The 21,198-nt window shown below is 56.9% G+C and carries 20 protein-coding genes and 1 pseudogene; 12 read left to right on the top strand and 9 right to left on the bottom strand.

Annotation, left to right across the window (positions count from 1 at the left end):
- Positions 1-3: 3 nt before the first annotated feature.
- Together napC and nudK are read left to right on the top strand one after the other, a co-directional pair.
- A complete protein-coding gene (gene napC, locus SCU88_RS18365; protein WP_175341946.1) occupies positions 4-606 on the top strand; it encodes a cytochrome c-type protein NapC in 603 nt (200 codons plus the stop codon).
- 267 nt (positions 607-873) lie between these two features.
- On the top strand, positions 874-1,452 hold the full coding sequence (gene nudK, locus SCU88_RS18360) for a GDP-mannose pyrophosphatase NudK (protein WP_175341945.1): 579 nt from the start codon (positions 874-876) through the stop codon (positions 1,450-1,452).
- A gap of 30 nt (positions 1,453-1,482) precedes the next feature.
- Here the strand turns inward: nudK and tkt are convergent, their stop codons facing one another.
- The gene (tkt, locus tag SCU88_RS18355; RefSeq protein ID WP_175341944.1) at positions 1,483-3,486 is read right to left on the bottom strand and encodes a transketolase; all 2,004 of its coding nucleotides are present in this window, start codon (positions 3,484-3,486) and stop codon (positions 1,483-1,485) included.
- Positions 3,487-3,507: 21 nt separating this feature from the next.
- Positions 3,508-4,458: a transaldolase gene (gene tal, locus SCU88_RS18350; RefSeq protein WP_175341943.1), complete on the bottom strand. Its 951-nt coding sequence runs from the start codon at positions 4,456-4,458 to the stop codon at positions 3,508-3,510.
- 243 nt (positions 4,459-4,701) lie between these two features.
- Between tal and maeB the strand changes: the two genes are divergently transcribed.
- Positions 4,702-6,981: an NADP-dependent oxaloacetate-decarboxylating malate dehydrogenase gene (gene maeB, locus SCU88_RS18345; RefSeq protein ID WP_138098829.1), complete on the top strand. Its 2,280-nt coding sequence runs from the start codon at positions 4,702-4,704 to the stop codon at positions 6,979-6,981.
- Between the two features lie 48 nt (positions 6,982-7,029).
- Here the strand turns inward: maeB and hemF are convergent, their stop codons facing one another.
- Positions 7,030-7,926, bottom strand: a complete 897-nt coding sequence (gene hemF, locus SCU88_RS18340) for an oxygen-dependent coproporphyrinogen oxidase (RefSeq protein WP_175341942.1) — start codon at positions 7,924-7,926, stop codon at positions 7,030-7,032.
- Complete coding sequence (amiA, locus tag SCU88_RS18335) at positions 7,923-8,804, bottom strand: N-acetylmuramoyl-L-alanine amidase AmiA (RefSeq protein ID WP_138098818.1); 882 nt, start codon at positions 8,802-8,804, stop codon at positions 7,923-7,925. The genes hemF and amiA overlap by 4 nt, the downstream gene beginning before the upstream one ends.
- Before the next feature lie 269 nt (positions 8,805-9,073).
- Between amiA and SCU88_RS18330 the strand changes: the two genes are divergently transcribed.
- Positions 9,074-9,499 carry a GNAT family acetyltransferase gene (locus SCU88_RS18330; protein ID WP_175341941.1) on the top strand — a complete coding sequence of 142 codons (426 nt, stop codon included), beginning with the start codon at positions 9,074-9,076 and terminating at the stop codon, positions 9,497-9,499.
- Positions 9,500-9,545: 46 nt separating this feature from the next.
- Here the strand turns inward: SCU88_RS18330 and SCU88_RS18325 are convergent, their stop codons facing one another.
- A complete protein-coding gene (locus SCU88_RS18325) occupies positions 9,546-9,938 on the bottom strand; it encodes a YgiW/YdeI family stress tolerance OB fold protein (RefSeq protein WP_175341940.1) in 393 nt (130 codons plus the stop codon).
- A 91-nt stretch (positions 9,939-10,029) separates the two neighbouring features.
- Between SCU88_RS18325 and SCU88_RS18320 the strand changes: the two genes are divergently transcribed.
- The 8 genes and pseudogenes from SCU88_RS18320 to cysM all read left to right on the top strand — a co-directional run bounded on the left by SCU88_RS18320 (position 10,030) and on the right by cysM (position 17,070).
- Positions 10,030-10,473 (top strand): DUF2919 family protein, encoded by a 444-nt coding sequence (locus SCU88_RS18320; RefSeq protein WP_175341939.1) that lies wholly within the window; start codon positions 10,030-10,032, stop codon positions 10,471-10,473.
- A 45-nt stretch (positions 10,474-10,518) separates the two neighbouring features.
- Complete coding sequence (locus SCU88_RS18315) at positions 10,519-11,100, top strand: RpoE-regulated lipoprotein (RefSeq protein WP_138098811.1); 582 nt, start codon at positions 10,519-10,521, stop codon at positions 11,098-11,100.
- Between the two features lie 123 nt (positions 11,101-11,223).
- Positions 11,224-12,123 carry a Dyp-type peroxidase gene (locus SCU88_RS18310; protein WP_138098809.1) on the top strand — a complete coding sequence of 300 codons (900 nt, stop codon included), beginning with the start codon at positions 11,224-11,226 and terminating at the stop codon, positions 12,121-12,123.
- 171 nt (positions 12,124-12,294) lie between these two features.
- A complete protein-coding gene (locus SCU88_RS18305; protein ID WP_175341938.1) occupies positions 12,295-13,314 on the top strand; it encodes a thiosulfate ABC transporter substrate-binding protein CysP in 1,020 nt (339 codons plus the stop codon).
- A complete protein-coding gene (cysT, locus tag SCU88_RS18300; protein WP_138098805.1) occupies positions 13,314-14,147 on the top strand; it encodes a sulfate/thiosulfate ABC transporter permease CysT in 834 nt (277 codons plus the stop codon). The genes SCU88_RS18305 and cysT overlap by 1 nt, the downstream gene beginning before the upstream one ends.
- Positions 14,147-15,017: pseudogene (gene cysW / locus SCU88_RS18295) on the top strand (sulfate/thiosulfate ABC transporter permease CysW). The gene cysT and the pseudogene cysW overlap by 1 nt, the downstream one beginning before the upstream one ends.
- Positions 15,007-16,092, top strand: a complete 1,086-nt coding sequence (gene cysA / locus SCU88_RS18290) for a sulfate/thiosulfate ABC transporter ATP-binding protein CysA (protein WP_175341936.1) — start codon at positions 15,007-15,009, stop codon at positions 16,090-16,092. The pseudogene cysW and the gene cysA overlap by 11 nt, the downstream one beginning before the upstream one ends.
- Positions 16,093-16,158: 66 nt before the next feature.
- Complete coding sequence (gene cysM / locus SCU88_RS18285; protein WP_175341935.1) at positions 16,159-17,070, top strand: cysteine synthase CysM; 912 nt, start codon at positions 16,159-16,161, stop codon at positions 17,068-17,070.
- A 58-nt stretch (positions 17,071-17,128) separates the two neighbouring features.
- Here cysM and crr read toward each other — a convergent pair whose 3' ends face one another.
- The 4 genes from crr to cysK form a co-directional block, all read right to left on the bottom strand.
- On the bottom strand, positions 17,129-17,635 hold the full coding sequence (gene crr, locus SCU88_RS18280; RefSeq protein ID WP_175341934.1) for a PTS glucose transporter subunit IIA: 507 nt from the start codon (positions 17,633-17,635) through the stop codon (positions 17,129-17,131).
- A gap of 43 nt (positions 17,636-17,678) precedes the next feature.
- A complete protein-coding gene (ptsI, locus tag SCU88_RS18275; protein WP_175341933.1) occupies positions 17,679-19,406 on the bottom strand; it encodes a phosphoenolpyruvate-protein phosphotransferase PtsI in 1,728 nt (575 codons plus the stop codon).
- A gap of 47 nt (positions 19,407-19,453) precedes the next feature.
- Entirely contained in the window at positions 19,454-19,711 is a 258-nt protein-coding gene (gene ptsH, locus SCU88_RS18270) for a phosphocarrier protein Hpr (RefSeq protein ID WP_138098793.1), read from the bottom strand.
- Between the two features lie 392 nt (positions 19,712-20,103).
- Positions 20,104-21,075, bottom strand: a complete 972-nt coding sequence (gene cysK / locus SCU88_RS18265; protein ID WP_175341932.1) for a cysteine synthase A — start codon at positions 21,073-21,075, stop codon at positions 20,104-20,106.
- Positions 21,076-21,198 lie beyond the last annotated feature (123 nt).

Genomic DNA, 21,198 nt, shown 5'->3' with positions numbered 1-21,198 from the left:
CGAATGATGGAAGAGCAAAAAAAACCGGGCGTAATTCGCCGTCTGTGGCGCTGGTGGCGCCGTCCGAGCCGTCTGGCGCTCGGCACTTTACTGCTGGTTGGCTTCGGTGTCGGTATTATCTTCTGGGGCGGTTTCAATACCGGTATGGAGATGTCCAACCGCGAAGAGTTCTGTATCAGCTGCCACGAGATGCGTAATACCGTCTACCAGGAGTATATGGAGACGGTACACTACAACAACCGCAGCGGCGTACGCGCCACCTGCCCGGACTGTCACGTTCCCCACGAGTGGGGCCCGAAGATGGTGCGTAAAATCCAGGCCAGTAAAGAGCTGTATGCCAAAGTCTTCGGGATTATCGATACCCCACAGAAGTTTGAGGATCATCGTCTGGCCATGGCTCAGAACGAGTGGCGGCGAATGAAAAACAACAACTCCCAGGAGTGCCGTAACTGTCATAACTTCGACTATATGGACTTTACCGCCCAGAAGACGGTGGCGGCGAAGATGCACGATCGGGCGGTGAAAGAGGGGCAGACCTGTATCGACTGCCATAAGGGTATTGCCCATAAGTTGCCAGAGATGCACGGTATTAAGAACGGATTTTAATCCTGACCCTGAAGCCGCCCCGACCGGGCGGCTCAGGTTGATGACAAAGAGGGAAAAAACGTGGTTTTTTCCCTTTTTGTGATTATCAGACGAAAATCAATGAATTGATTTTCCTTGTTTATTTTTCTGGTGATTCTGGCCGAACAGGTTCGACCCGGGTTTGTCATCAGTCTCAGCCGCCCCTGACCGGGCGGCTTTTTTGTGAGCCGCGACAAATTTTGCCTCACCACGTAGTATAGGGGCGAGCCGTAAGTCGTTGGAGCAACTATGTCATCGCTAAAAATAGACGTAATTAAAGATAAGATCCTGTCGGAAAACTACTTCGTACTGCGCAATATCACCTATAACCTGACTCGTGGGAGCGGCGAGGTGGTGCGCCACAAGCGGGAGGTTTACGATCGGGGCAATGGCGCCACCATCCTGCTCTATAATCGGGAGCGACGCAGCGTGGTGTTGACGCGTCAGTTTCGGGTAGCGACCTGGGTTAACGGTAACGCCGACGGTATGCTTATTGAAAGCTGTGCCGGGCTGCTGGACGCCGACGCGCCTGAAGCCTGTGCCCGTAAAGAGGCAATAGAAGAGACCGGCTTTGAAGTGGGAGAGGTGACGAAGCTGTTCGAACTCTATATGTCGCCCGGCGGTGTGACCGAACTGATTCACTTCTTTATGGCCGAATATAGCGAGGCCGCGCGGGTTAACGCTGGCGGCGGCGTCGATGATGAAGATATAGATGTGCTGGAACTTCCGTTTGAGAAAGCGCTGGCGATGGTGCGCAGCGGCGAGATTCGCGACGGTAAGACGGTTATCCTGTTACAGCATCTGCAACTGCTGGGCATGATGGATTAACGCGGACCCTTCCCTGGGTCCATGCTCTGGTTAACGCGACTGCCGCGCCAGGGTCTGGCGCGCTTTGTCCACGATATTGTCGACGGTGAAGCCGAAGAACGGGAAAAGCTGCTCCGCCGGAGCTGACTCGCCGTAACTGGTCATACCGACCACATCACCGTGCAGGCCGACATATTTCCGCCAGTAATCGGCAATACCCGCTTCGACTGCCACCCGGGCGCCGATACGGGCGGGCAGTACCGACTCGCGCCAGTCGTCATCCTGGGCGTCGAAGGTGTCGGTGGAAGGCAATGACACTACCCGTACGCCCACGCCTTCCTGTTCAAGGCGCTCTGCCGCCTGCATCGTTACCGCCACTTCCGAGCCGGTGGCGATCAGAATCAGTTCGGTTTCCCTCTGACTCTCTTTCAGTACGTAGCCGCCGCGGGCCACCGCGTCGAGCTGTAGCGGTGTGCGATCCATCTGCGGCAGCCCCTGACGCGACAGAATCAGCGCCGTGGGGCCGGTGCGGTGTTCAATGGCCGCTTTCCAGGCGACTGCGGTTTCGACCTGATCGCAGGGGCGCCAGGTGCTGAAGTTTGGGGTCAGGCGCAGGCTGGCGAGCTGCTCTACCGCCTGGTGAGTTGGTCCGTCTTCCCCCAGACCAATGGAGTCATGGGTATAGACCATAATCTGGTGGGCCTTCATTAACGCCGCCATGCGTGCCGCATTACGGGCATATTCCACGAAGGTCAGGAAGGTGGCGCTGTAGGGCAGAAAGCCGCCGTGCAGGGCGATACCGTTGCCGATGGCGGTCATGGCGAATTCGCGCACCCCGTAGTGGATGTAGTTTCCGGCGATATCCTCTTTGAGCGAGCGAGAGCCGGACCAGATGGTCAGGTTACTGGGGGCCAGGTCTGCCGAGCCGCCCATCAGCTCCGGCAGCGACGGGCCGAAGGCGTTCAGGCAGTTCTGCGATGCCTTACGGCTGGCTATTTTCGCCGGGTTGGCCTGCAACTGATGGATAGCCCCCTGGCTCAGGGCCGCCCAGTCTTCCGGTAGTTCGCCGCGCATCCGACGCATAAACTCTCGCCCCTGCTGCGGATTGGCTTCGCTCCATTGCGCCAGCCGGCTCTCCCATTCGGCTTCGGCACGCTCACCGCGCGCTCTGGCATTCCACGCCTGGTAGATATCATCGGGAATCGAGAAGGGGGGATATGTCCAGCCCAGCTGTTTGCGGGCCAGCGCCACCTCCTCTTCACCCAGCGCCGCGCCGTGCGCCTCTTCCTTACCGGCCTTATTGGGGGAGCCGAAACCGATGATGGTGCGGCAGATAATCAGCGAAGGCTTGTCCTTCACCCGCTGGGCTTCCTGAATCGCACGACGGATAGCTTCCGGATCGTGGCCGTCAATCTCATGGACCACGTGCCAGTGATAGGCTTCGAAGCGTCTGGCAGTGTCGTCGGTAAACCAGCCTTTGGTTTCGCCATCGATAGAGATGCCGTTGCAGTCGTAAAAACCAATCAGCTTACCCAGCCCAAGGGTTCCGGCCAGTGAACAGGCTTCGTGGGAGATCCCCTCCATCAGACAGCCGTCGCCCATAAATACCCAGGTATAGTGGTCGACGACCTCGTGGCCCGGCTGGTTAAACTGTGCCGCCAGGGTGCGTTCGGCAATCGCCATCCCCACGGCGTTGGCCAGCCCCTGGCCCAGTGGGCCGGTGGTGGTTTCAACGCCGGGCGTCAGCCCGGATTCGGGGTGACCGGGGGTTCGGGAGTGGAGCTGGCGAAAGTTTTTCAGCTCATCCAGCGGCAGATCGTAGCCGCTCAGGTGCAACAGGCTGTAGAGCAGCATCGAGGCGTGCCCGTTTGAGAGCACAAAGCGGTCGCGATCCGGCCACAGCGGGTTGGCGGGATTATGTTTCAGGAAGTCGTTCCATAACACTTCGGCAATATCCGCCATCCCCATAGGCGCGCCGGGATGCCCCGAATTAGCCTTCTGTACGGCATCCATACTCAGGGCGCGGATAGCGTTGGCAAGTTGTTGTCGGTTCATTATTCACTCCAGGGAAGGCAGTTAGAATCTGGAGGAGAGGAGATCCTCCAGCTTGCGTTGATCGATGGCGAACAGCCGAATGCCTTCGGCTAGTTTGTCCACCGCCATGGGATCTTCGTTGTGTTCCCAGCGGAATTCCGCCTCGTTAAGCGGCGTTGGGCGTTTAAAGCCCTGTGAATTGGGGACCAGCTTGCGGGGCGCCGGTTCTTCGCTTTCCTGTAACTGCTGGAGCAGGGACGGAGAGATGGTCAGGCGGTCGCAGCCCACCAGCGCCAGAATCTGTTCGGTACGGCGGAAGCTGGCGCCCATCACGATGGTCCCGAAATTATGCTGCTTATACCAGGCGTAGATATTGCGCACCGACTTCACGCCGGGGTCCTCATCCACCACGTAGGGATTCAGGGGCTGACGCGCCTGGTACCAGTCGTAAATACGGCCCACGAACGGCGAGATCAAAAAGACGCCCGCTTCGGCGCAGGCTCTGGCCTGAGCGAAAGAGAACAGCAGGGTGAGGTTACAGTTGATGCCCTCTTTTTCCAGCAGCTCTGCGGCGCGAATCCCCTCCCAGGTGGCGGCGAGTTTGATCAGGATGCGTGATTTGTCGATCCCCTGTTGCTGATACAGCTCCACCAGACGGCGCGCTTTGGCAATGCTTTTCTCCTGGTTGAAAGAGAGGCGGGCATCCACTTCGGTAGAAACCCGGCCTGGAACGCTTTTAAGAATTTCTACGCCAAAGTTAACCGCCAGCTTGTCGCAGGCATTCATGACCTGCTCTTCATGGGTGTTCCCCTGCTTTTTGCCCCATTCAATGGCATCGTTAATCAGATGCTGGTACTGCTCCAGCGCCGCGGCCTTAAGCAGCAGGGATGGGTTGGTCGTAGCATCCTGGGGTTGATAGTGGCGAATGGATTCAATATCGCCGCTGTCGGCAACCACGGTGGTGAACTGTTTGACGGCGTCTAGCTGGTTCATTTGAAACTCCCTGGTTATAGAAAATACCTTGTGGCATAACAGAAAAAGGATAGCAGAGAGGTGTGGTAATGCTTTGCAGGATATGTAACATAACGGTTAAAACTAAATAACATTTCGAGACCCGTGATGCTGATACTTTGGCTCTGTTCAAAGTTTGCGTGGCGGCTCGGCGCGATACTCTACCGGTGCCAGATGGCGCCATATCCCTGACATCTTCCTTAGCGAAAAAGATAGGAACAAAAAATGGACGAACAGTTAAAGCAAAGTGCCCTCGATTTCCACGAGTTCCCTGTGCCGGGCAAAATTCAGGTTTCGCCGACCAAGCCGCTGGCAACCCAGCGCGACCTGGCGCTGGCCTACTCCCCGGGCGTGGCGGTACCTTGCCTTGAGATTGCCGCCGATCCCCTCGCGGCCCACAGATACACGGCGCGCGGCAACCTGGTGGCCGTGGTCTCTAACGGTACTGCGGTGCTGGGGCTGGGAAATATCGGCGCACTGGCTGGTAAACCCGTTATGGAAGGGAAGGGCGTGCTGTTCAAGAAGTTTGCCGGCATCGATGTGTTCGACATCGAAGTTGACGAAACGGATTCCGATAAGCTTATCGACGTGGTGGCGGCGCTGGAGCCGACCTTCGGCGGGATCAACCTGGAAGACATTAAGGCGCCCGAGTGCTTCTACATTGAGAAGAAGCTGCGCGAGCGCATGAATATTCCGGTCTTCCACGACGACCAGCACGGTACCGCCATCATCTGTACTGCCGCGGTGCTGAACGGCCTGCGGGTGGTGAAGAAGAACATTTCCGATGTGCGGCTGGTGGTTTCTGGCGCGGGCGCGTCAGCCATTGCCTGTATGAACCTGCTGGTGGCGCTGGGTATGCAGAAGCACAATATCGTGGTGTGCGACTCCAAAGGCGTTATCTATAAGGGCCGTGAAGAGAACATGGCTGAAACCAAGGCTGCCTACGCCGTCGATGACAACGGCCAGCGTACCCTGGGTGAGGCGATTGAAGGCGCCGATATCTTCCTGGGCTGCTCCGGCCCGAAAGTGCTGACTCAGGAGATGGTCAAGAAGATGGCCGACTCGCCGCTGATTCTGGCGCTGGCTAACCCGGAGCCGGAAATCATGCCGCCGCTGGCGAAAGAAGTGCGTCCGGACGCCATTATCTGCACCGGCCGTTCCGACTTCCCCAACCAGGTTAACAACGTTCTCTGCTTCCCGTTTATCTTCCGTGGCGCGCTGGACGTGGGCGCGACTGCCATTAACGAAGAGATGAAGCTGGCGGCGGTACACGCCATTGCCGAACTGGCCCACGCCGAACAGAGCGAAGTGGTCGCTTCCGCCTATGACGATCAGGAGCTTTCCTTCGGGCCGGAATATCTGATCCCCAAACCGTTCGATCCGCGCCTGATCGTTAAGATCGCGCCGGCCGTCGCGAAAGCGGCCATGGATTCCGGCGTGGCGACGCGGCCCATCAGCGACTTCGAAGCCTATAAGGATAAGCTGACCGAGTTTGTTTATAAGACCAACCTGTTTATGAAGCCGATCTTCTCCCAGGCGCGTAAGGATCCCAAGCGAGTGGTACTGGCGGAAGGCGAAGACAACCGCGTGCTGCACGCCACCCAGGAGCTAATCTCGCTGGGGCTGGCGAAGCCTATCCTGATCGGTCGTCCGAGCGTGATCGAAATGCGCATCAAGAAACTGGGTCTGCAGATCGAGCCGGGTCGTGATTTCGAGATCGTTAACAACGAATCCGATCCGCGCTACAAATCTTACTGGAGTGAGTATTACGAGATCATGAAGCGCCGCGGTGTGACTCAGGAGCAGGCCCAGCGGGCGATCCTGAGTAACACTACCGCCATTGGTGCCATCATGGTGCATCGTGGAGAGGCCGACGCGCTGATCTGCGGTACGATTGGTGAATATCACGAGCACTTCTCGGTGGTGGAGAAACTGTTTGGCTATCGCGAAGGGGTGAGTGCGGCCGGGGCGATGAACGCGCTGATGCTGCCGAGCGGCAACACCTTTATTGCCGATACCTATGTGAACGACGATCCGACGCCGGAACAGCTGTCGGAAATCACCCTGATGGCGGCGGAAACCGTGCGTCGCTTCGGGATTGAACCTAAGGTGGCGCTGCTGTCGCACTCCAACTACGGCTCTTCGGATGCTCCGGCGGCTCGTAAGATGCGCCAGACCCTGGAGCTGGTGCGCGAGCGAGCGCCGGATCTGATGATCGACGGTGAAATGCACGGTGATGCGGCGCTGATGGAGAACATCCGTAACGATCGTATGCCGGACAGCCCGCTGAAAGGCTCGGCTAACATCCTGATTATGCCGAATATGGAAGCGGCGCGTATCAGCTACAACCTGCTGCGCGTTTCCAGTTCGGAAGGGGTGACGGTAGGACCGGTGCTGATGGGCGTCGCCAAACCGGTTCACGTGCTGACCTCTATCGCTTCGGTACGTCGTATCGTGAATATGGTAGCGCTGGCGGTGGTTGAAGCCCAGACCAACCCGCTGTAACGAATAGCGGCCATCAAAAACGGCCACTTCGGTGGCCGTTGTTTCAGGTTAAACCCAGTCCCGCACTTTCAGGAAGTCGCTTAACTCCGCCTCCGGGCTGCCAGGCTCGGGCTGGTGATCATACTGCCAGCGCACCAGCGGCGGCATCGACATCAGTATCGATTCGGTGCGCCCGCCGGTCTGCAGACCAAACAGCGTGCCGCGATCCCAGACCAGATTAAACTCCACGTAGCGCCCGCGGCGCCACAGCTGAAATTCGCGCTCGCGCTCGCCCCAGGGCATGGCGCGACGCTTGTCGACAATCGGCAGGTACGCGTCCAGATACCCCTGGCCGACGGCGCGAGTGAAGTCGAAGCAGTGGTCGAAGTCCGGGGTGTTCAGATCGTCATAGAACAGACCGCCAATACCGCGTTGTTCATCCCGGTGTTTCAGCCAGAAATATTCATCGCACCACTTCTTGTAGCGCGGGTAGAGCTCTTCGCCGAACGGCTGGCAGAGATCGCGCGCGGTGCGGTGCCAGTGGCGGGCATCTTCCTCAAAGCCGTAATAGGGGGTGAGATCGAAACCGCCGCCAAACCACCACACCGGTTCGGTCCCTGGCTTTTCAGCCATAAAGAACCGCACGTTGGCATGGCTGGTGGGAACGTAAGGATTGCGCGGATGTACCACCAGCGAAACCCCCATCGCCTCGAAACTGCGGCCTGCCAGCTCGGGGCGGTGCGCTGTGGCGGAAGCCGGCATCTGGTCGCCGTGGACGTGAGAAAAGTTAACCCCTGCCTGTTCGAATAGCTCGCCATTCAGTACCCGAGTACGACCGCCGCCGCCGCCCGGGCGCTGCCAGTTATCTTCGCGAAAGCGGCTGTCATCACGGCTGGCAAGCTCATGACAGATGCTGTCCTGCAGTTCCAGCAGGCAGGTTTTTACTTTTTGAATATCGGGTTTCATGATGCTGCTTTGCGTTTAGAGTGAGCCTTGTGGTTATCGAACCAGTTAAAGTAGTTCACCACGCCGCCCGCGATGGCATGGGCGATTTTCTGACGAAATGCGGTGGTGCCTAACAGGCGCTCTTCTGCAGGGTTGGTGATAAATGAGGTCTCCACCAGTACCGACGGTATAGAAGGTGATTTTAGCACCACAAAGGCGGCCTGTTCAGTGCTCTTACTGTGCAGGCGGTGAACCGCGCGAATTTGCTTAAGCACATGAGATCCCAGGGTCAGACTGTTGCTGATGGTATCGGTCTGAACCAGATCGAACAGCACCTGCTGCAGGTAGTGGTCGCGATTTTTGGCCTTGCTGCCCGCCACGTCATCGGCGGCGTTTTCACGCTCGGAAAGGTATTTGGCCATAGCGCTACTGGCGCCGCGGTTAGAGAGCGCAAAGACCGATGCGCCGGAAACCGAAGGGTTGGTAAAGCCGTCCGCGTGGATCGACATAAAGAGATCGGCGCCGTGCTTGTGGGCGATCTCCACCCGGTCATAGAGCGGAATAAATTCGTCGGTAGTGCGGGTCAGACGGGCATCGTAGCCCTTCTGGCGCAGAATGGTACGCACGTTTTTGGCGATGGCCAGTACTACGTGCTTCTCCATGGAGCCGTTGCTCCCGAGCGCGCCGCTATCGATACCGCCATGGCCGGGATCCAGTACGATCACCCGGCGACCGCCGGATTTACGGCTGGGGGTACTGTGCCCGTTCTGGGTCTTTAATGCCTTACTCTCTTCCCGGGCGTACGCGCTATTGAGTCCGGCAAAGGTCAGTGCAGCCAGACCGGTTAATAAAAACTGGCGGCGTGATGCAATGGGTTGCAGCGTCTTTATTTTACTCATACGGCCTTGTTGTTTTGTCTTTGTGATGTCCCTTGAAGCCTGAAGGCTCCATTATTGTTACTTTAGCCACGCCCCTGGGGCGGGGTGTTGTTATATCCTATCGTAACTTGTGAAACGCCAGCGGCTGATAACAAATGTTTTACTTTTCATTTCAATCAATGACAGTCGCTATTATGCCACCGATAGCGATGTTGTGAGGCCAGGATATTGGCTATTTCTTCTATTGAAGCCATAATCAGCCTTTTCAGGGTAAAAACGCGGGGCTACTCATGGAGATACGCATTTTTCGCCAGGATGATTTCGAAGAGATAATTACGCTCTGGGAACGCTGCGAGCTGCTGCGCCCCTGGAATGATCCTGAAATGGATATCGAACGTAAAATGAATCATGACCCGGATCTGTTCCTGGTCGCCGAAGTGGGCGGAGAGATTGTCGGCTCGTTAATGGGTGGATACGACGGCCACCGGGGGTCGGCATACTATCTGGGGGTGCATCCGGAATTCCGCGGTCGCGGTATCGCCAATGCGCTGCTCAGCCGTCTTGAGAAAAAGCTGATTGCCAGGGGCTGCCCCAAAATCAACATTCAGGTGCGCGAAGATAATGACGTGGTCATTGGAATGTATGAGCGTCTGGGGTATGAACAGCAGGATGTGATTAATCTTGGGCGACGTCTGATAGAAGATGAAGAGTACTAAATGAAGCTGAAGCGCGCCCCGTGGCTCAACGGGGCGCAATAATCGATTACGGTTTGGTGATTCTCTTAACGTCGATTTCGACCGAGTTCCAGTCTTTATCCACTTCACCTTCGATACGGACTTTATCTTTCGGGGTCACCGTCAGACCGCCCCAGACGTCGTCGTCGATATCGACATTGACTGAGCCGCTGGCGTCGCGGAATTCATACAGTTCCTTGCCGACTTTACGTACGATACTGCCTTCCAACACCACCCAGCTATCGTCGCGCAGACCTTTCGCCTTTTCCACCGTGGTATTGGAAACGTTAGGACCAACAAACCCCCCCTGACGCTGGGTCGACTGAGTATCCGGACCGGAAAAACCGCCATTCTGAGCCATTGCAGAGGTTGTGGTCAGAGTGGCAGCGGCGAACAGCAGAGCCAGAACGCTTTTTTTCATCTTAATCTCCTTATTCGTGTTACGCATATGTGCGTACGGCTTTCACAATGCCATAATTTACCGCTTCCATCTTATCTAAAGCTTAAGGCATATGTGGGAAGCATCTGATTATAATAGCCAGGGCTGGTTAAGACTGCCGCCGCTATTTTGGGTGGTGCTGGTGCTACAGGCCCGTACCTGGGTACTGTTGGTGTTGGCAGGAGCCTCACGCCAGCAGGGGGAGACGCTGCTCGCACTGTTCTATCCGGACCGTACCGCCTTTTGGCTCGGCCTGCTGGCGGGGATCCCCGCAGCCCTGGCGTTTCTGCTTAGCGGACGCCGTCACCGGTTTGTGCGACTGTGGCGGGGATGGCGGTGGGTGCTTATCGTGGCACAATTAGCCCTTTCACTCTGGCAACTGTGGATGCTGGCACAGGGAGAGGCGGAAACCGTGACCGCGCTGGCGTTGCTTATCGTCGATCTGCTGGCGCTCTGGTGGCTTCTGGTCAGCCACCGCCTGCGTGCCTGTTTTGAGCAGGATGGCACTTTTACCTGATGCCGCACTCCAATAGTGCGTCATACAACAAGTTCGGGAATGAGAATGAACAAACTGCGAGCATTACTGATCGGGGGGCTGGTACTGATGACGAGCGGTTGCTCGACCCTGTCTGAGGTTCACTGGTCGAAGATGGCGCCCTGGAACTGGTTTGGTTCCTCTATCAGCGTCAGTGATAACGGCGTAGGGGGCATCAGCGCCGCCACGCCGCTTAACGAAGAGGCTCTTGCCGACGGTCTGAACGGGGATTACCGGTTGCGCAGCGGGATGAGGATGACCAACGGGCGGGTGATGAGCTATTACGAAGCCCTGAAGGACGACAAAGTGGCGCTGATTATCAGCGGCGATGGCGGCCAGGTCGGGAAAATCGAGGTGATGGACGAGGATATCGCCACCGCTGACGGCGACGTGAAGCCTGGAACGCCCTTTAGCGACCTGTATAGCAAGGCTTACGGCGCCTGCACCAAAGGCAGCGGCGACGATGCTGAACTGGTGGTCTGCAAGGCGCCGAACAGCCAGCACCTGAGCTATCTGTTCGGCGGTACCTGGCGCGGACCGGAAGGGCTGATGCCTTCTGACGACACGCTGAAAGAATGGACGTTGAAAAAAATCGTCTGGCAGCGTTAAGCCGCGATACTATATAGCCCTGTCGCGCCGCGTTTATCCGGCGCTGATTTCATCACAGGACGGGTGGTATAAGCCCGCATAATAATTAACGCGCTGTCGTTGAGTTTATTTTCAGGAGGAGTTATGTCCCGGGTGCAGACCGGTATTTTGCCGGAACACTGTCGCGCCGCTATCTGGCTGGAAGCGAGTTTTCAGGGGGATTTCGCTGCGCTGAAGCAGGGATGTCAGGATTTTCATGCACGTCTGGAAGCGCTGCGCGCCCAGTGGCCGGATGCCCGCCTCGGCGCGGTGGTGGCCTTTGGACACGATCTGTGGCGCGATCTGAGCGGCGGCGTTGGCGCGCCGGAGCTGAAAAACTTTACCCCGCTCAGTAAGGGACTGGCCCCGGCCACCCAGCGTGATGTGCTGATCCACATCCTTTCCTGGCGTCATGACGTTAACTTCAGCGCTGCCCAGGCCGCGCTGGCGGCCTTCGGCGATGCGCTGAAGGTGGAAGAGGAAACCCACGGCTTCCGCTGGGTGGAAGAACGCGACCTCAGCGGTTTTGTGGATGGCACCGAAAACCCGGCCGGTGAAGAGCTGCGTCGCGAGTATGGCATCATCAACGGCGGCGTGGACGATGGCGGCAGCTACGTGCTCGCCCAGCGCTGGGAGCACAACCTGAAGCAGCTCGACCGCATCAGCGTGCCCGATCAGGAGATGATTTTTGGTCGTACCAAAGCGGCGAATGAAGAGATTGAACCGGAAGAGCGTCCGGTCACTTCGCACCTGACCCGCGTGGACCTGGAAGAAGACGGCAAGAGCCTGAAGATTATTCGCCAGAGCCTGCCTTATGGTACCGCCAGCGGTCCCCATGGCCTGTATTTCATTGCCTATTGCGCGCGGTTGCACAACATCGAGCAGCAGCTACTGAGCATGTTCGGTGAAGCCGACGGCAAGCGCGACGCCATTCTGCGCTTTACCAAACCCGTGACTGGCGGCTACTACTTCGCCCCCTCCCTGGACCGTCTCCTGGCCCTGTGAGTCAACTCTGGCGCGGCTTTCCGGTCGCGCCGCCTTCTTATATTGTTTTGCGCTTGTAAATCACCAAACGGTATATAAAAGCGTTACAGCTTTGCCTCCCGTTATAAATACACTGATATCCATTGAAGTATCGGCGTGATAGCTGCTGGATTCAGATATTAGGGTGGGAGAATGTCCGTTAAGTCATTAAAAACATCAGGACGCGCGCTGGCGGTTTCGCTGCTGTTGCTGGCGGGCCAGGCGCAGGCGACCGAGCTGCTCAACAGCTCCTACGACGTTTCGCGTGAACTATTTGCCGCGCTGAACCCGCCGTTTGCCAAACAGTGGGCCAGTGAAAACAACGGCGATCGCCTGACCATCAAACAGTCCCACGCCGGATCCTCGAAGCAGGCGCTGGCGATTCTGCAGGGCTTAAAAGCCGACGTTGTAACTTATAACCAGGTGACCGATGTGCAGATCCTGCACGATCGTGGACGCCTGCTCCCCGCCGACTGGCAGGGCCGTCTGGCGAATCATAGCTCGCCGTTTTACTCCACCATGGCGTTTCTGGTGCGCAAGGGAAACCCGAAGAATATCCACAGCTGGCAGGATCTGGGGCGCAGCGACGTTAAGCTTATCTTCCCGAACCCGAAAACCTCGGGCAATGCGCGTTACACATACCTGGCTGCCTGGGGGGCAGCTCAGAAGGCAGACGGCGGCGATAAGGCGAAAACCGAACAGTTTATGACCCGCTTCCTGAAGAACGTTGAAGTCTTCGATACCGGCGGTCGCGGCGCCACCACCAGCTTCGTGGAGCGCGGACTGGGTGATGTGTTGATTAGCTTTGAATCCGAAGTGAACAATATCCGCAACCAGTACCCGGACCAGCAGTTTGAGGTCGTGGTGCCGAAGGTCAACATCCTGGCGGAATTCCCGGTGGCCTGGCTGGATAAAAACGTGAAAGCTCGCGGTACTGAAAAAGCGGCGAAGGCATACCTGAATTACCTGTACAGCCCACCGGCCCAGAAGATCATTACCGATTTTTATTATCGGGTGAACAACCCGCAACTGATGGGACAGTTGAAGGATCGCTTTCCGGAAACCGAGCTGTTCCGGGTGGAAGATCTGTTTGGTGGCTGGAGTGAAGCGATGAAAACCCATTTCGCTAGCGGTGGCGAACTGGACCAACTGCTGGCGGCGGGGCGTAACTGATGTTTGCCGCTTCGTCAAAGCGGGTATTGCCAGGCTTTACCCTGAGCCTGGGCACCAGTCTGCTGTTCGTCTGCCTGATTCTGCTGCTGCCGCTGAGCGCGCTGGTGATGCAGTTGTCCCAGATGACCCTGGATCAATACTGGGAAGTGGTTACCAATCCACAGGTGGTGGCCGCCTATAAGGTGACCCTGCTCTCTGCCGCCGTGGCGTCGGTGTTTAACGGCGTTTTCGGCATGCTGATGGCCTGGATTCTGACTCGCTATCAGTTCCCCGGTCGTAGCCTGCTGGACGGGTTGATGGACCTGCCGTTCGCGCTGCCGACGGCCGTGGCGGGCCTGACCCTGGCGTCGCTCTTTTCGACCAACGGCCTGTACGGCGAATGGCTGGGCGAGATGGGCATTAAGGTGACCTACACCTGGCTCGGTATTGCGGTGGCGATGGCCTTTACCAGCGTACCCTTTGTGGTGCGTACCGTTCAGCCGGTACTGGAAGAGCTGGGGCCGGAATACGAAGAAGCGGCTCAGACCCTGGGAGCGACCCGCTTTCAGAGCTTTCGCCGGGTGGTGCTGCCGGAACTTTCTCCAGCGCTGATGGCCGGCGTGGCGCTCTCTTTTACCCGTAGCCTGGGGGAGTTCGGTGCGGTGATCTTCATCGCTGGGAATATCGCCTGGAAGACCGAAGTGACTTCGCTGATGATTTTTGTTCGGTTGCAGGAGTTTGACTATCCGGCAGCCAGCGCCGTGGCGTCGGTGATTCTGGGGGCGTCGCTGTTGCTGTTGTTTAGCATCAACACGCTGCAGAGCCGCTTTGGTAAACGGGTAGGGGGGCACTGATGTCTGAGGTAACCCAACTTTACGATCGTCCACGGGTGGACTGGGTGAAATGGCTGCTGATTGGTATTGGCGCGCTGTTTTCATTCCTGCTGCTGGTAGTGCCGATGATCTACATCTTCACCCAGGCCTTTGCCAAAGGGGTGATGCCGGCGCTGAATAATCTGGCGGACCCTGACATGCTGCACGCCATCTGGCTGACGGTGCTGATCGCGCTGATCACGGTGCCGGTTAACCTGGTGTTCGGTACGCTGCTGGCCTGGTTGGTGACGCGCTTTACTTTTCCCGGTCGCCAACTGCTGTTGACCCTGCTGGATATTCCCTTCGCGGTATCGCCGGTGGTGGCAGGCCTGGTCTATCTGCTGTTTTACGGTATTAACGGCCCGGTGGGATCCTGGCTGGATGCCCACGGCCTGCAGATTATGTTCTCCTGGCCCGGCATGGTGCTGGTCACCATCTTTGTGACTTGCCCCTTCGTGGTACGTGAACTGGTGCCGGTGATGATGAGTCAGGGCAGCAATGAAGATGAAGCCGCTATCCTACTGGGGGCATCCGGCTGGCAGATGTTCCGCCGGGTAACGCTGCCCAATATCCGCTGGGCGCTGCTGTATGGCGTGGTGTTGACCAACGCCCGCGCCATTGGCGAGTTTGGCGCGGTGTCGGTAGTTTCCGGCTCGATACGCGGAGAGACGCTGTCGCTGCCATTGCAGATAGAACTGCTGGAGCAGGACTACAACACGGTCGGCTCCTTTACCGCCGCGGCCCTGCTGGCCCTGATGGCGATTATTACCCTGTTTTTAAAGAGTACGTTGCAGTGGCGCCTGAATAATCAGCACAAACGCCAGCAACAGGAGGGACAACAATGAGCATTGAGATCGACACAATCAAAAAATCATTTGGCCGTACCCGGGTGCTGAACGATATCTCACTGGACATTCCTTCCGGCCAGATGGTGGCGTTGCTGGGGCCTTCTGGTTCCGGAAAGACCACGCTGCTACGTATTATCGCCGGGCTCGAAAGCCAGAGCAGCGGACGTATTCGCTTCCACGGCACCGACGTCAGCCGTCTGCATGCCCGGGATCGTCGGGTAGGCTTTGTGTTTCAGCATTACGCGCTGTTCCGTCATATGACGGTATTCGACAATATTGCCTTCGGTCTGACGGTGCTGCCGCGTCGTCAGCGGCCGGATGCCGCGACTATTCGTCAGAAGGTCACCAAACTGCTGGAGATGGTGCAGTTGGCCCATCTGGCGGACCGCTTTCCGGCTCAGCTTTCCGGAGGTCAGAAGCAGCGCGTTGCGCTGGCCCGAGCGCTGGCGGTGGAGCCGCAGATTTTGCTGCTGGATGAACCCTTTGGCGCGCTGGATGCTCAGGTACGTAAAGAGCTGCGTCGTTGGCTGCGTGAATTGCATGAAGAGCTGAAATTTACCAGCGTCTTCGTGACCCACGACCAGGAAGAGGCGATGGAAGTGGCCGATCGGGTGGTGGTGATGAGCCAGGGCAACATCGAACAGGCCGATGCGCCGGAGTTGGTATGGCGTGAACCGGCGACCCGTTTCGTGCTGGAGTTTCTGGGCGAGGTCAATCGCCTGAGCGGTACCCTGCGCGGCGGTCAGTTCCACGTTGGCGCTCACCGCTGGTCGCTGGGTTTCACTCCGAGCTGGCAGGGCGAGGTGGATCTGTTCCTGCGTCCCTGGGAGGTCGACGTCAGCCGTCGCACCAGTCTGGATTCGCCGCTGCCGGTGCAGGTAGTAGAGGTAAGCCCCCGCGGCCACTATATGCAGCTGGTGGTGCAGCCCGAAGGCTGGAGCCGCGAGCCGCTGACGGTGGTGATGCAGGATGAGCAGCCCCTCAGACGCGGCGATCGCCTGTTCGTCGGTTTGCAGAACGCGCGAATTTATCATGGCGATGAGCGTATTCAGCCGGTTGCGTTAGCGCGCACAGCCTGATAGAAGAGAAGAAAGAGTTACCAGAAGCGGCCATCTGGCCGCTTTTATTTTCTGGATAAGTAAAACGTGAGCACACTGGAAAACACAATTGGCAATACCCCGTTGGTTCGCCTGCAGCGCATGGCGCCGGATAACGGCAGTGAAATTTGGGTCAAGCTGGAGGGCAGCAATCCCGCTGGTTCGGTAAAGGATCGGGCGGCGTATTCGATGATAGTCCATGCCGAGGCGCGCGGCGATATTAAACCGGGCGATGTGCTTATCGAAGCCACCAGCGGCAACACGGGGATCGCTCTGGCGATGATTGCGGCGCTGAAAGGGTACCGCATAAAACTGCTGATGCCGGATAACATGAGCCTGGAGCGTCAGGCGGCGATGCAGGCTTACGGCGCTGAGCTAATACTGGTGAGTAAGAGCGACGGCATGGAAGGCGCCAGGGCGCTGGCCCGGGATATGGCAGAGCGCGGTGAAGGCTACGTGCTGGATCAGTTCAATAATCCGGATAACCCGCTGGCCCATTATGAAACTACCGGGCCGGAGATCTGGCGCCAGACTGCTGGCAGGCTGACCCACTTTGTTTCCAGTATGGGGACCACCGGCACCATTACCGGGACATCGCGTTTCCTGCGCGAGCAGAGTAAGCCGGTCACCGTCGTCGGGCTGCAGCCGGAAGAGGGCAGCAGCATTCCGGGAATTCGTCGCTGGCCCCGGGAGTGGATGCCGGGCATCTTCGATGCCGCGCTGGTAGACGAAGTGCTGGATATCAGCCAACAGGATGCAGAAGTCACCATGCGCCGTCTGGCGAGGGAAGAGGGGATTTTCTGCGGCGTGAGTTCCGGCGGCGCGGTGGCGGGCGCTCTGCGCGTGGCGCGTACCACGCCGGGGGCGGTGGTGGTGGCGATTATCTGCGATCGCGGCGATCGCTATCTTTCCACCGGCGTTTATGGCGAAGAGCCCCTGACTCAGGGAGCGGGTATCTGAATCCTGCCCATAAAAAAACGGCGCCAGAGAGCGCCGTTTTTACATCGGGTAAACGCGATTATTTTTTAATACGGATAACCGGCGTTTCGCCAACGGTTACGCTACCGGACAGCTTGTTGAGCTCTTTGATTTCATCCATATTGGAGATAACAACCGGGGTCAGCGTAGATTTCGCTTTCTCTTCCAGCAGCGGCAGATCGAACTCGATGATCGTGTCACCGACCTTCACGCGCTGGCCTTCTTCAGCGATGCGCTTGAAGCCTTCGCCTTTCAGCTCAACGGTATCGATACCGAAGTGGACGAACAGCTCAATGCCGCTATCAGATTCGATAGAGAAGGCGTGGTTAGTTTCAAAAATTTTACCGATGGTGCCGTCAACCGGTGCGACCATTTTGTCGCCGGTCGGTTTGATAGCGATACCATCGCCAACGATTTTCTCAGCGAATACCACGTCAGGTACGTCTTCGATATTGACGATTTCGCCGGACAGCGGCGCAACGATATCAATTGTACCGGTATCGCTGCCGCCTTTATTGTCACCGAACAGTTTACTAAAAAACCCCATTAACCTTCTCTCCTAAGCAGTAATTTGAGCCGCATCTCGTGGATTAGCAGATTGTTTTTTCTTCAATGAACTTGTTAACCAGCGTCATTAACTCGTCCGTTGTCGGTTGAGCAAGAGCCTGCTCTGCTAACACCTTCGCATCTTCGAAGTTAGTGTTACGGATTATCTTCTTGATGCGCGGGATAGAGATGGCACTCATACTGAACTCATCCAGCCCCATCCCCAGCAACAGAAGTGTAGCACGTTCATCACCAGCAAGCTCACCGCACATACCGGTCCATTTGCCTTCTGCATGAGAAGCATCAATAACCTGCTTGATCAGGTTAAGGACCGACGGCGACATCGGCTGGTAGAGATGCGAGATCATATCATTACCACGGTCTACTGCCAGTGTATACTGCGTCAGATCATTGGTTCCGATACTGAAGAAGTCGACTTCTTTAGCCAGATGGCGGGCAATGGTCGCCGCGGCCGGGGTTTCCACCATCACGCCAATTTCAATTTTTTCATCGAAGGCTTTGCCTTCGTCGCGCAGTTCGGCTTTGTAGCCTTCCAGCGCTTGCTTCAGTTCACGCACCTCTTCGACAGAGATGATCATCGGGAACATGATACGCAGTTTACCGAAAGCGGAAGCGCGCAGGATGGCACGCAACTGATCGCGCAGGATCTCTTTACGATCCATAGCAATACGGATGGCGCGCCAGCCGAGGAACGGGTTTTCCTCTTTCGGGAAGTTCATATAGGGCAGCTCTTTGTCGCCGCCGATGTCCATGGTACGCACGATAACCGCCTGTGCGCCGCAGGCTTCCGCCACGGCCTTATAGGCTTCAAACTGCTCGTCTTCAGTCGGCAGTGACTCGCGATCCATAAACAGGAATTCGGTGCGGTAGAGGCCAACGCCTTCCGCGCCGTTGCGCTCGGCGCCCGCGACGTCGCGCACGGTACCGATGTTGGCGCAAACTTCAACCTGATGACCGTCCAGCGTGATAGCCGGCAGATCTTTCAGCTTAGCCAGTTCGGCTTTCTCTTCGGCAACCTGAGTCTGGAGCTGACGCATGGCGTCGATCTCTTCCTGGCTCGGGTTGACATAAACTTTATTGTTTACCGCGTCGAGGACCAGATAGTCGCCGTTTTTCACCTGACTGGTGACGCTACCAGTACCCACGATCGCCGGCAGCTCCAGGGAGCGGGCCATGATGGAGGTGTGGGAAGTACGGCCACCCAGATCGGTGATAAAGCCCAGCACCTTGTCCAGGTTCAGCTGTGCGGTTTCTGACGGGGTCAGATCGGCCGCTACCAGGATCACTTCGTCCTGAATGGAGCTCAGATCGATAATTGCCAGACCGAGGATATTGCGCAGCAGACGCTTACCGATGTCACGCACGTCAGCCGCGCGCTCCTTCAGGTATTCGTCGTCCAGCTCTTCCAACGCAGTGGCCTGACCTTCGATAACCTCGTACGCCGCTGCATCAGCGGTGGCGTGCTTATCTTTAATCAGGGCTATGATTTCCTGCTCCAGCTCTTCATCTTCCAGCAACATGATGTGGCCTTCGAAGATGGCTTCCTTTTCTTCACCGAAAGTCTCGCCCGCTTTAACTTTGATAGCTTCGAGCTGAGTGGATGCTTTGGCGCGACCGTCCAGGAAGCGTTTGACTTCCTGATCGACGTTGTCGGCAGAAATCTTTTTCCGGTCGATGACAATTTCATCTTCCTTCAGCAAGAGCGCCTTGCCGAAAGCGATACCCGGGGATGCTAAAATGCCTGAAATCATAACCCTACCTTTAATTGACTGATATTAATCCGAAACTGAATGAGTGATTACTCAAGTTCCGCCATCAGTTTTACCAGATGCTCTACGGCTTTCTGCTCGTCTTCGCCTTCAGCGGAGATAGAGACAACGGTGCCCTGAGTCAGGCCCAGAGTCTGCAGCTTAAACAGGCTTTTGGCGCTGGCGCTTTTGCCGTTGGAAGTCACGGTGATCTCGGAGCTAAAGCCTTTAGCTTCTTTAACAAACTGCGCGGCAGGGCGGGTGTGCAGACCGTTCGGAGCGGTAATGGTAACTTCTTGCTGGAACATTGTATTTCCCCAACTTATAGGTTTAGTGTTATGGAACTAAAGTCTAGCCTGGGGGCCACACTTTAGCCTCTATTACTTAAGCGCTGGCGTAACCGGGACGCGGTGCGAATGCTGCAAGCCGTCGAAGTGCGATGGGCTCGATCAGCCATCTTGCCGTTAGCGCCTCGCTCGCCACCGAATATTATGCATCCTGATGCCCGAGTCTACCAATGGGATAAATCGATTCAGCCGTTAAGGGCTCTCAGCGAATAATTTCGCGCATCAAAATAATTAGCAGGTTAAATACCAGAGGCGGGGGGGGTTAAGCAATGCCAACAGGGGTAAAAGTTTGATGGAAGCCACAAAAAAGCACCCCTAAAGGTGCTTTTTTAAGCTTTTTTAACAAGATGGCATCACTGTTGCAACTCTTTTTCGGTAAAGAGATCGGCGAACAGTGCGGTGCTCAGATAGCGTTCGCCGGAAGAGGGCAGAATCACCACAATATTCTTGTTAGCGAAGGTCTCATCTTCCTGCAGTTTCAGCGCGGCGGCGACGGCGGCACCGGAAGAGATACCGGCCAGGATACCCTCTTCTTCCATCAGGCGACGGGCCGTAGAGATGGCTTCTTCATTGGTGATGCCAACAACCTGGTCAACCAGTTCGAGGTCGAGGTTGCCTGGAATAAAGCCGGCGCCAATCCCCTGGATCTTATGCGGACCGGGTTTCAGCTCATCGCCTGCCAGCGCCTGAGCGATAACCGGAGAGTCGGTAGGCTCAACGGCGACGGCGATCAGGTCTTTTTTGCCTTTGGTATTCTTGATATAGCGGGCTACGCCGGTTAGGGTGCCGCCGGTACCGACGCCTGCAATAAACACATCCACATTGCCGTCAGTATCTTCCCAGATTTCCGGACCGGTGGTTTTTTCGTGGATCTCCGGATTGGCCGGATTGCTGAACTGTTGCAGCAGCAGGTATTTTTCGGGGGCGCTGGCGACGATCTCTTCCGCCTTTTGAATAGCGCCTTTCATCCCTTTAGCCCCCTCGGTCAGCACCAGGTTAGCGCCCAGCGCCTTCAGCAGCTTACGACGTTCGACGCTCATGGTTTCCGGCATGGTAAGCGTCAGTTTATAGCCCCGGGCCGCGGCGACGTAGGCCAGTGCGATACCGGTATTGCCGCTGGTCGGTTCAACCAGCTCGACGCCAGGTTTCAGCAAGCCGCGCTTTTCGGCATCCCAAATCATGTTAGCGCCAATACGGCACTTAACGCTGAAGCTGGGGTTACGGGATTCCACCTTTGCCAGGATGCGCCCGTTACCGATGCGGTTGAGACGCACCAGCGGCGTGTGGCCGATTGTCAGGGAGTTATCTTCGTAAATCTTACTCATGGCCGGTCCTTAACTGTATGAAATTTGGGAACCCCACCAGCATACCCGGTTGGAGTCCAGGGTGAAGTAAGGAAATCGCATATCTATATATTGATGCGAAATAAATGACTGACAGTATGGAAT

The sequence above is a fragment of the Jejuibacter sp. L23 genome (assembly GCF_050815825.1).
In the GTDB taxonomy this organism is placed as follows: Bacteria; Pseudomonadota; Gammaproteobacteria; order Enterobacterales; family Enterobacteriaceae; genus Jejubacter; species Jejubacter calystegiae.
Note: the sequence above shows the minus strand (reverse complement) of the source record. Positions and strands in the feature narration are given on the sequence as shown.

Excerpts from the sequence above, each read along its gene's own strand:
- amiA (WP_138098818.1), bottom strand. The coding sequence starts at position 8,804 with ATGAGTAAAATAAAGACGCTGCAACCCATTGCATCACGCCGCCAGTTT.
- crr (WP_175341934.1), bottom strand. The coding sequence starts at position 17,635 with ATGGGGTTTTTTAGTAAACTGTTCGGTGACAATAAAGGCGGCAGCGAT.
- tal (WP_175341943.1), bottom strand. The coding sequence starts at position 4,458 with ATGAACCAGCTAGACGCCGTCAAACAGTTCACCACCGTGGTTGCCGAC.
- napC (WP_175341946.1), top strand. The coding sequence starts at position 4 with ATGATGGAAGAGCAAAAAAAACCGGGCGTAATTCGCCGTCTGTGGCGC.
- nudK (WP_175341945.1), top strand. The coding sequence starts at position 874 with ATGTCATCGCTAAAAATAGACGTAATTAAAGATAAGATCCTGTCGGAA.
- SCU88_RS18320 (WP_175341939.1), top strand. The coding sequence starts at position 10,030 with ATGTGGGAAGCATCTGATTATAATAGCCAGGGCTGGTTAAGACTGCCG.
- cysK (WP_175341932.1), bottom strand. The coding sequence starts at position 21,075 with ATGAGTAAGATTTACGAAGATAACTCCCTGACAATCGGCCACACGCCG.
- tkt (WP_175341944.1), bottom strand. The coding sequence starts at position 3,486 with ATGAACCGACAACAACTTGCCAACGCTATCCGCGCCCTGAGTATGGAT.
- maeB (WP_138098829.1), top strand. The coding sequence starts at position 4,702 with ATGGACGAACAGTTAAAGCAAAGTGCCCTCGATTTCCACGAGTTCCCT.
- SCU88_RS18305 (WP_175341938.1), top strand. The coding sequence starts at position 12,295 with ATGTCCGTTAAGTCATTAAAAACATCAGGACGCGCGCTGGCGGTTTCG.
- SCU88_RS18310 (WP_138098809.1), top strand. The coding sequence starts at position 11,224 with ATGTCCCGGGTGCAGACCGGTATTTTGCCGGAACACTGTCGCGCCGCT.
- SCU88_RS18315 (WP_138098811.1), top strand. The coding sequence starts at position 10,519 with ATGAACAAACTGCGAGCATTACTGATCGGGGGGCTGGTACTGATGACG.
- SCU88_RS18330 (WP_175341941.1), top strand. The coding sequence starts at position 9,074 with ATGGAGATACGCATTTTTCGCCAGGATGATTTCGAAGAGATAATTACG.
- ptsH (WP_138098793.1), bottom strand. The coding sequence starts at position 19,711 with ATGTTCCAGCAAGAAGTTACCATTACCGCTCCGAACGGTCTGCACACC.
- ptsI (WP_175341933.1), bottom strand. The coding sequence starts at position 19,406 with ATGATTTCAGGCATTTTAGCATCCCCGGGTATCGCTTTCGGCAAGGCG.
- SCU88_RS18325 (WP_175341940.1), bottom strand. The coding sequence starts at position 9,938 with ATGAAAAAAAGCGTTCTGGCTCTGCTGTTCGCCGCTGCCACTCTGACC.
- hemF (WP_175341942.1), bottom strand. The coding sequence starts at position 7,926 with ATGAAACCCGATATTCAAAAAGTAAAAACCTGCCTGCTGGAACTGCAG.
- cysT (WP_138098805.1), top strand. The coding sequence starts at position 13,314 with ATGTTTGCCGCTTCGTCAAAGCGGGTATTGCCAGGCTTTACCCTGAGC.
- cysA (WP_175341936.1), top strand. The coding sequence starts at position 15,007 with ATGAGCATTGAGATCGACACAATCAAAAAATCATTTGGCCGTACCCGG.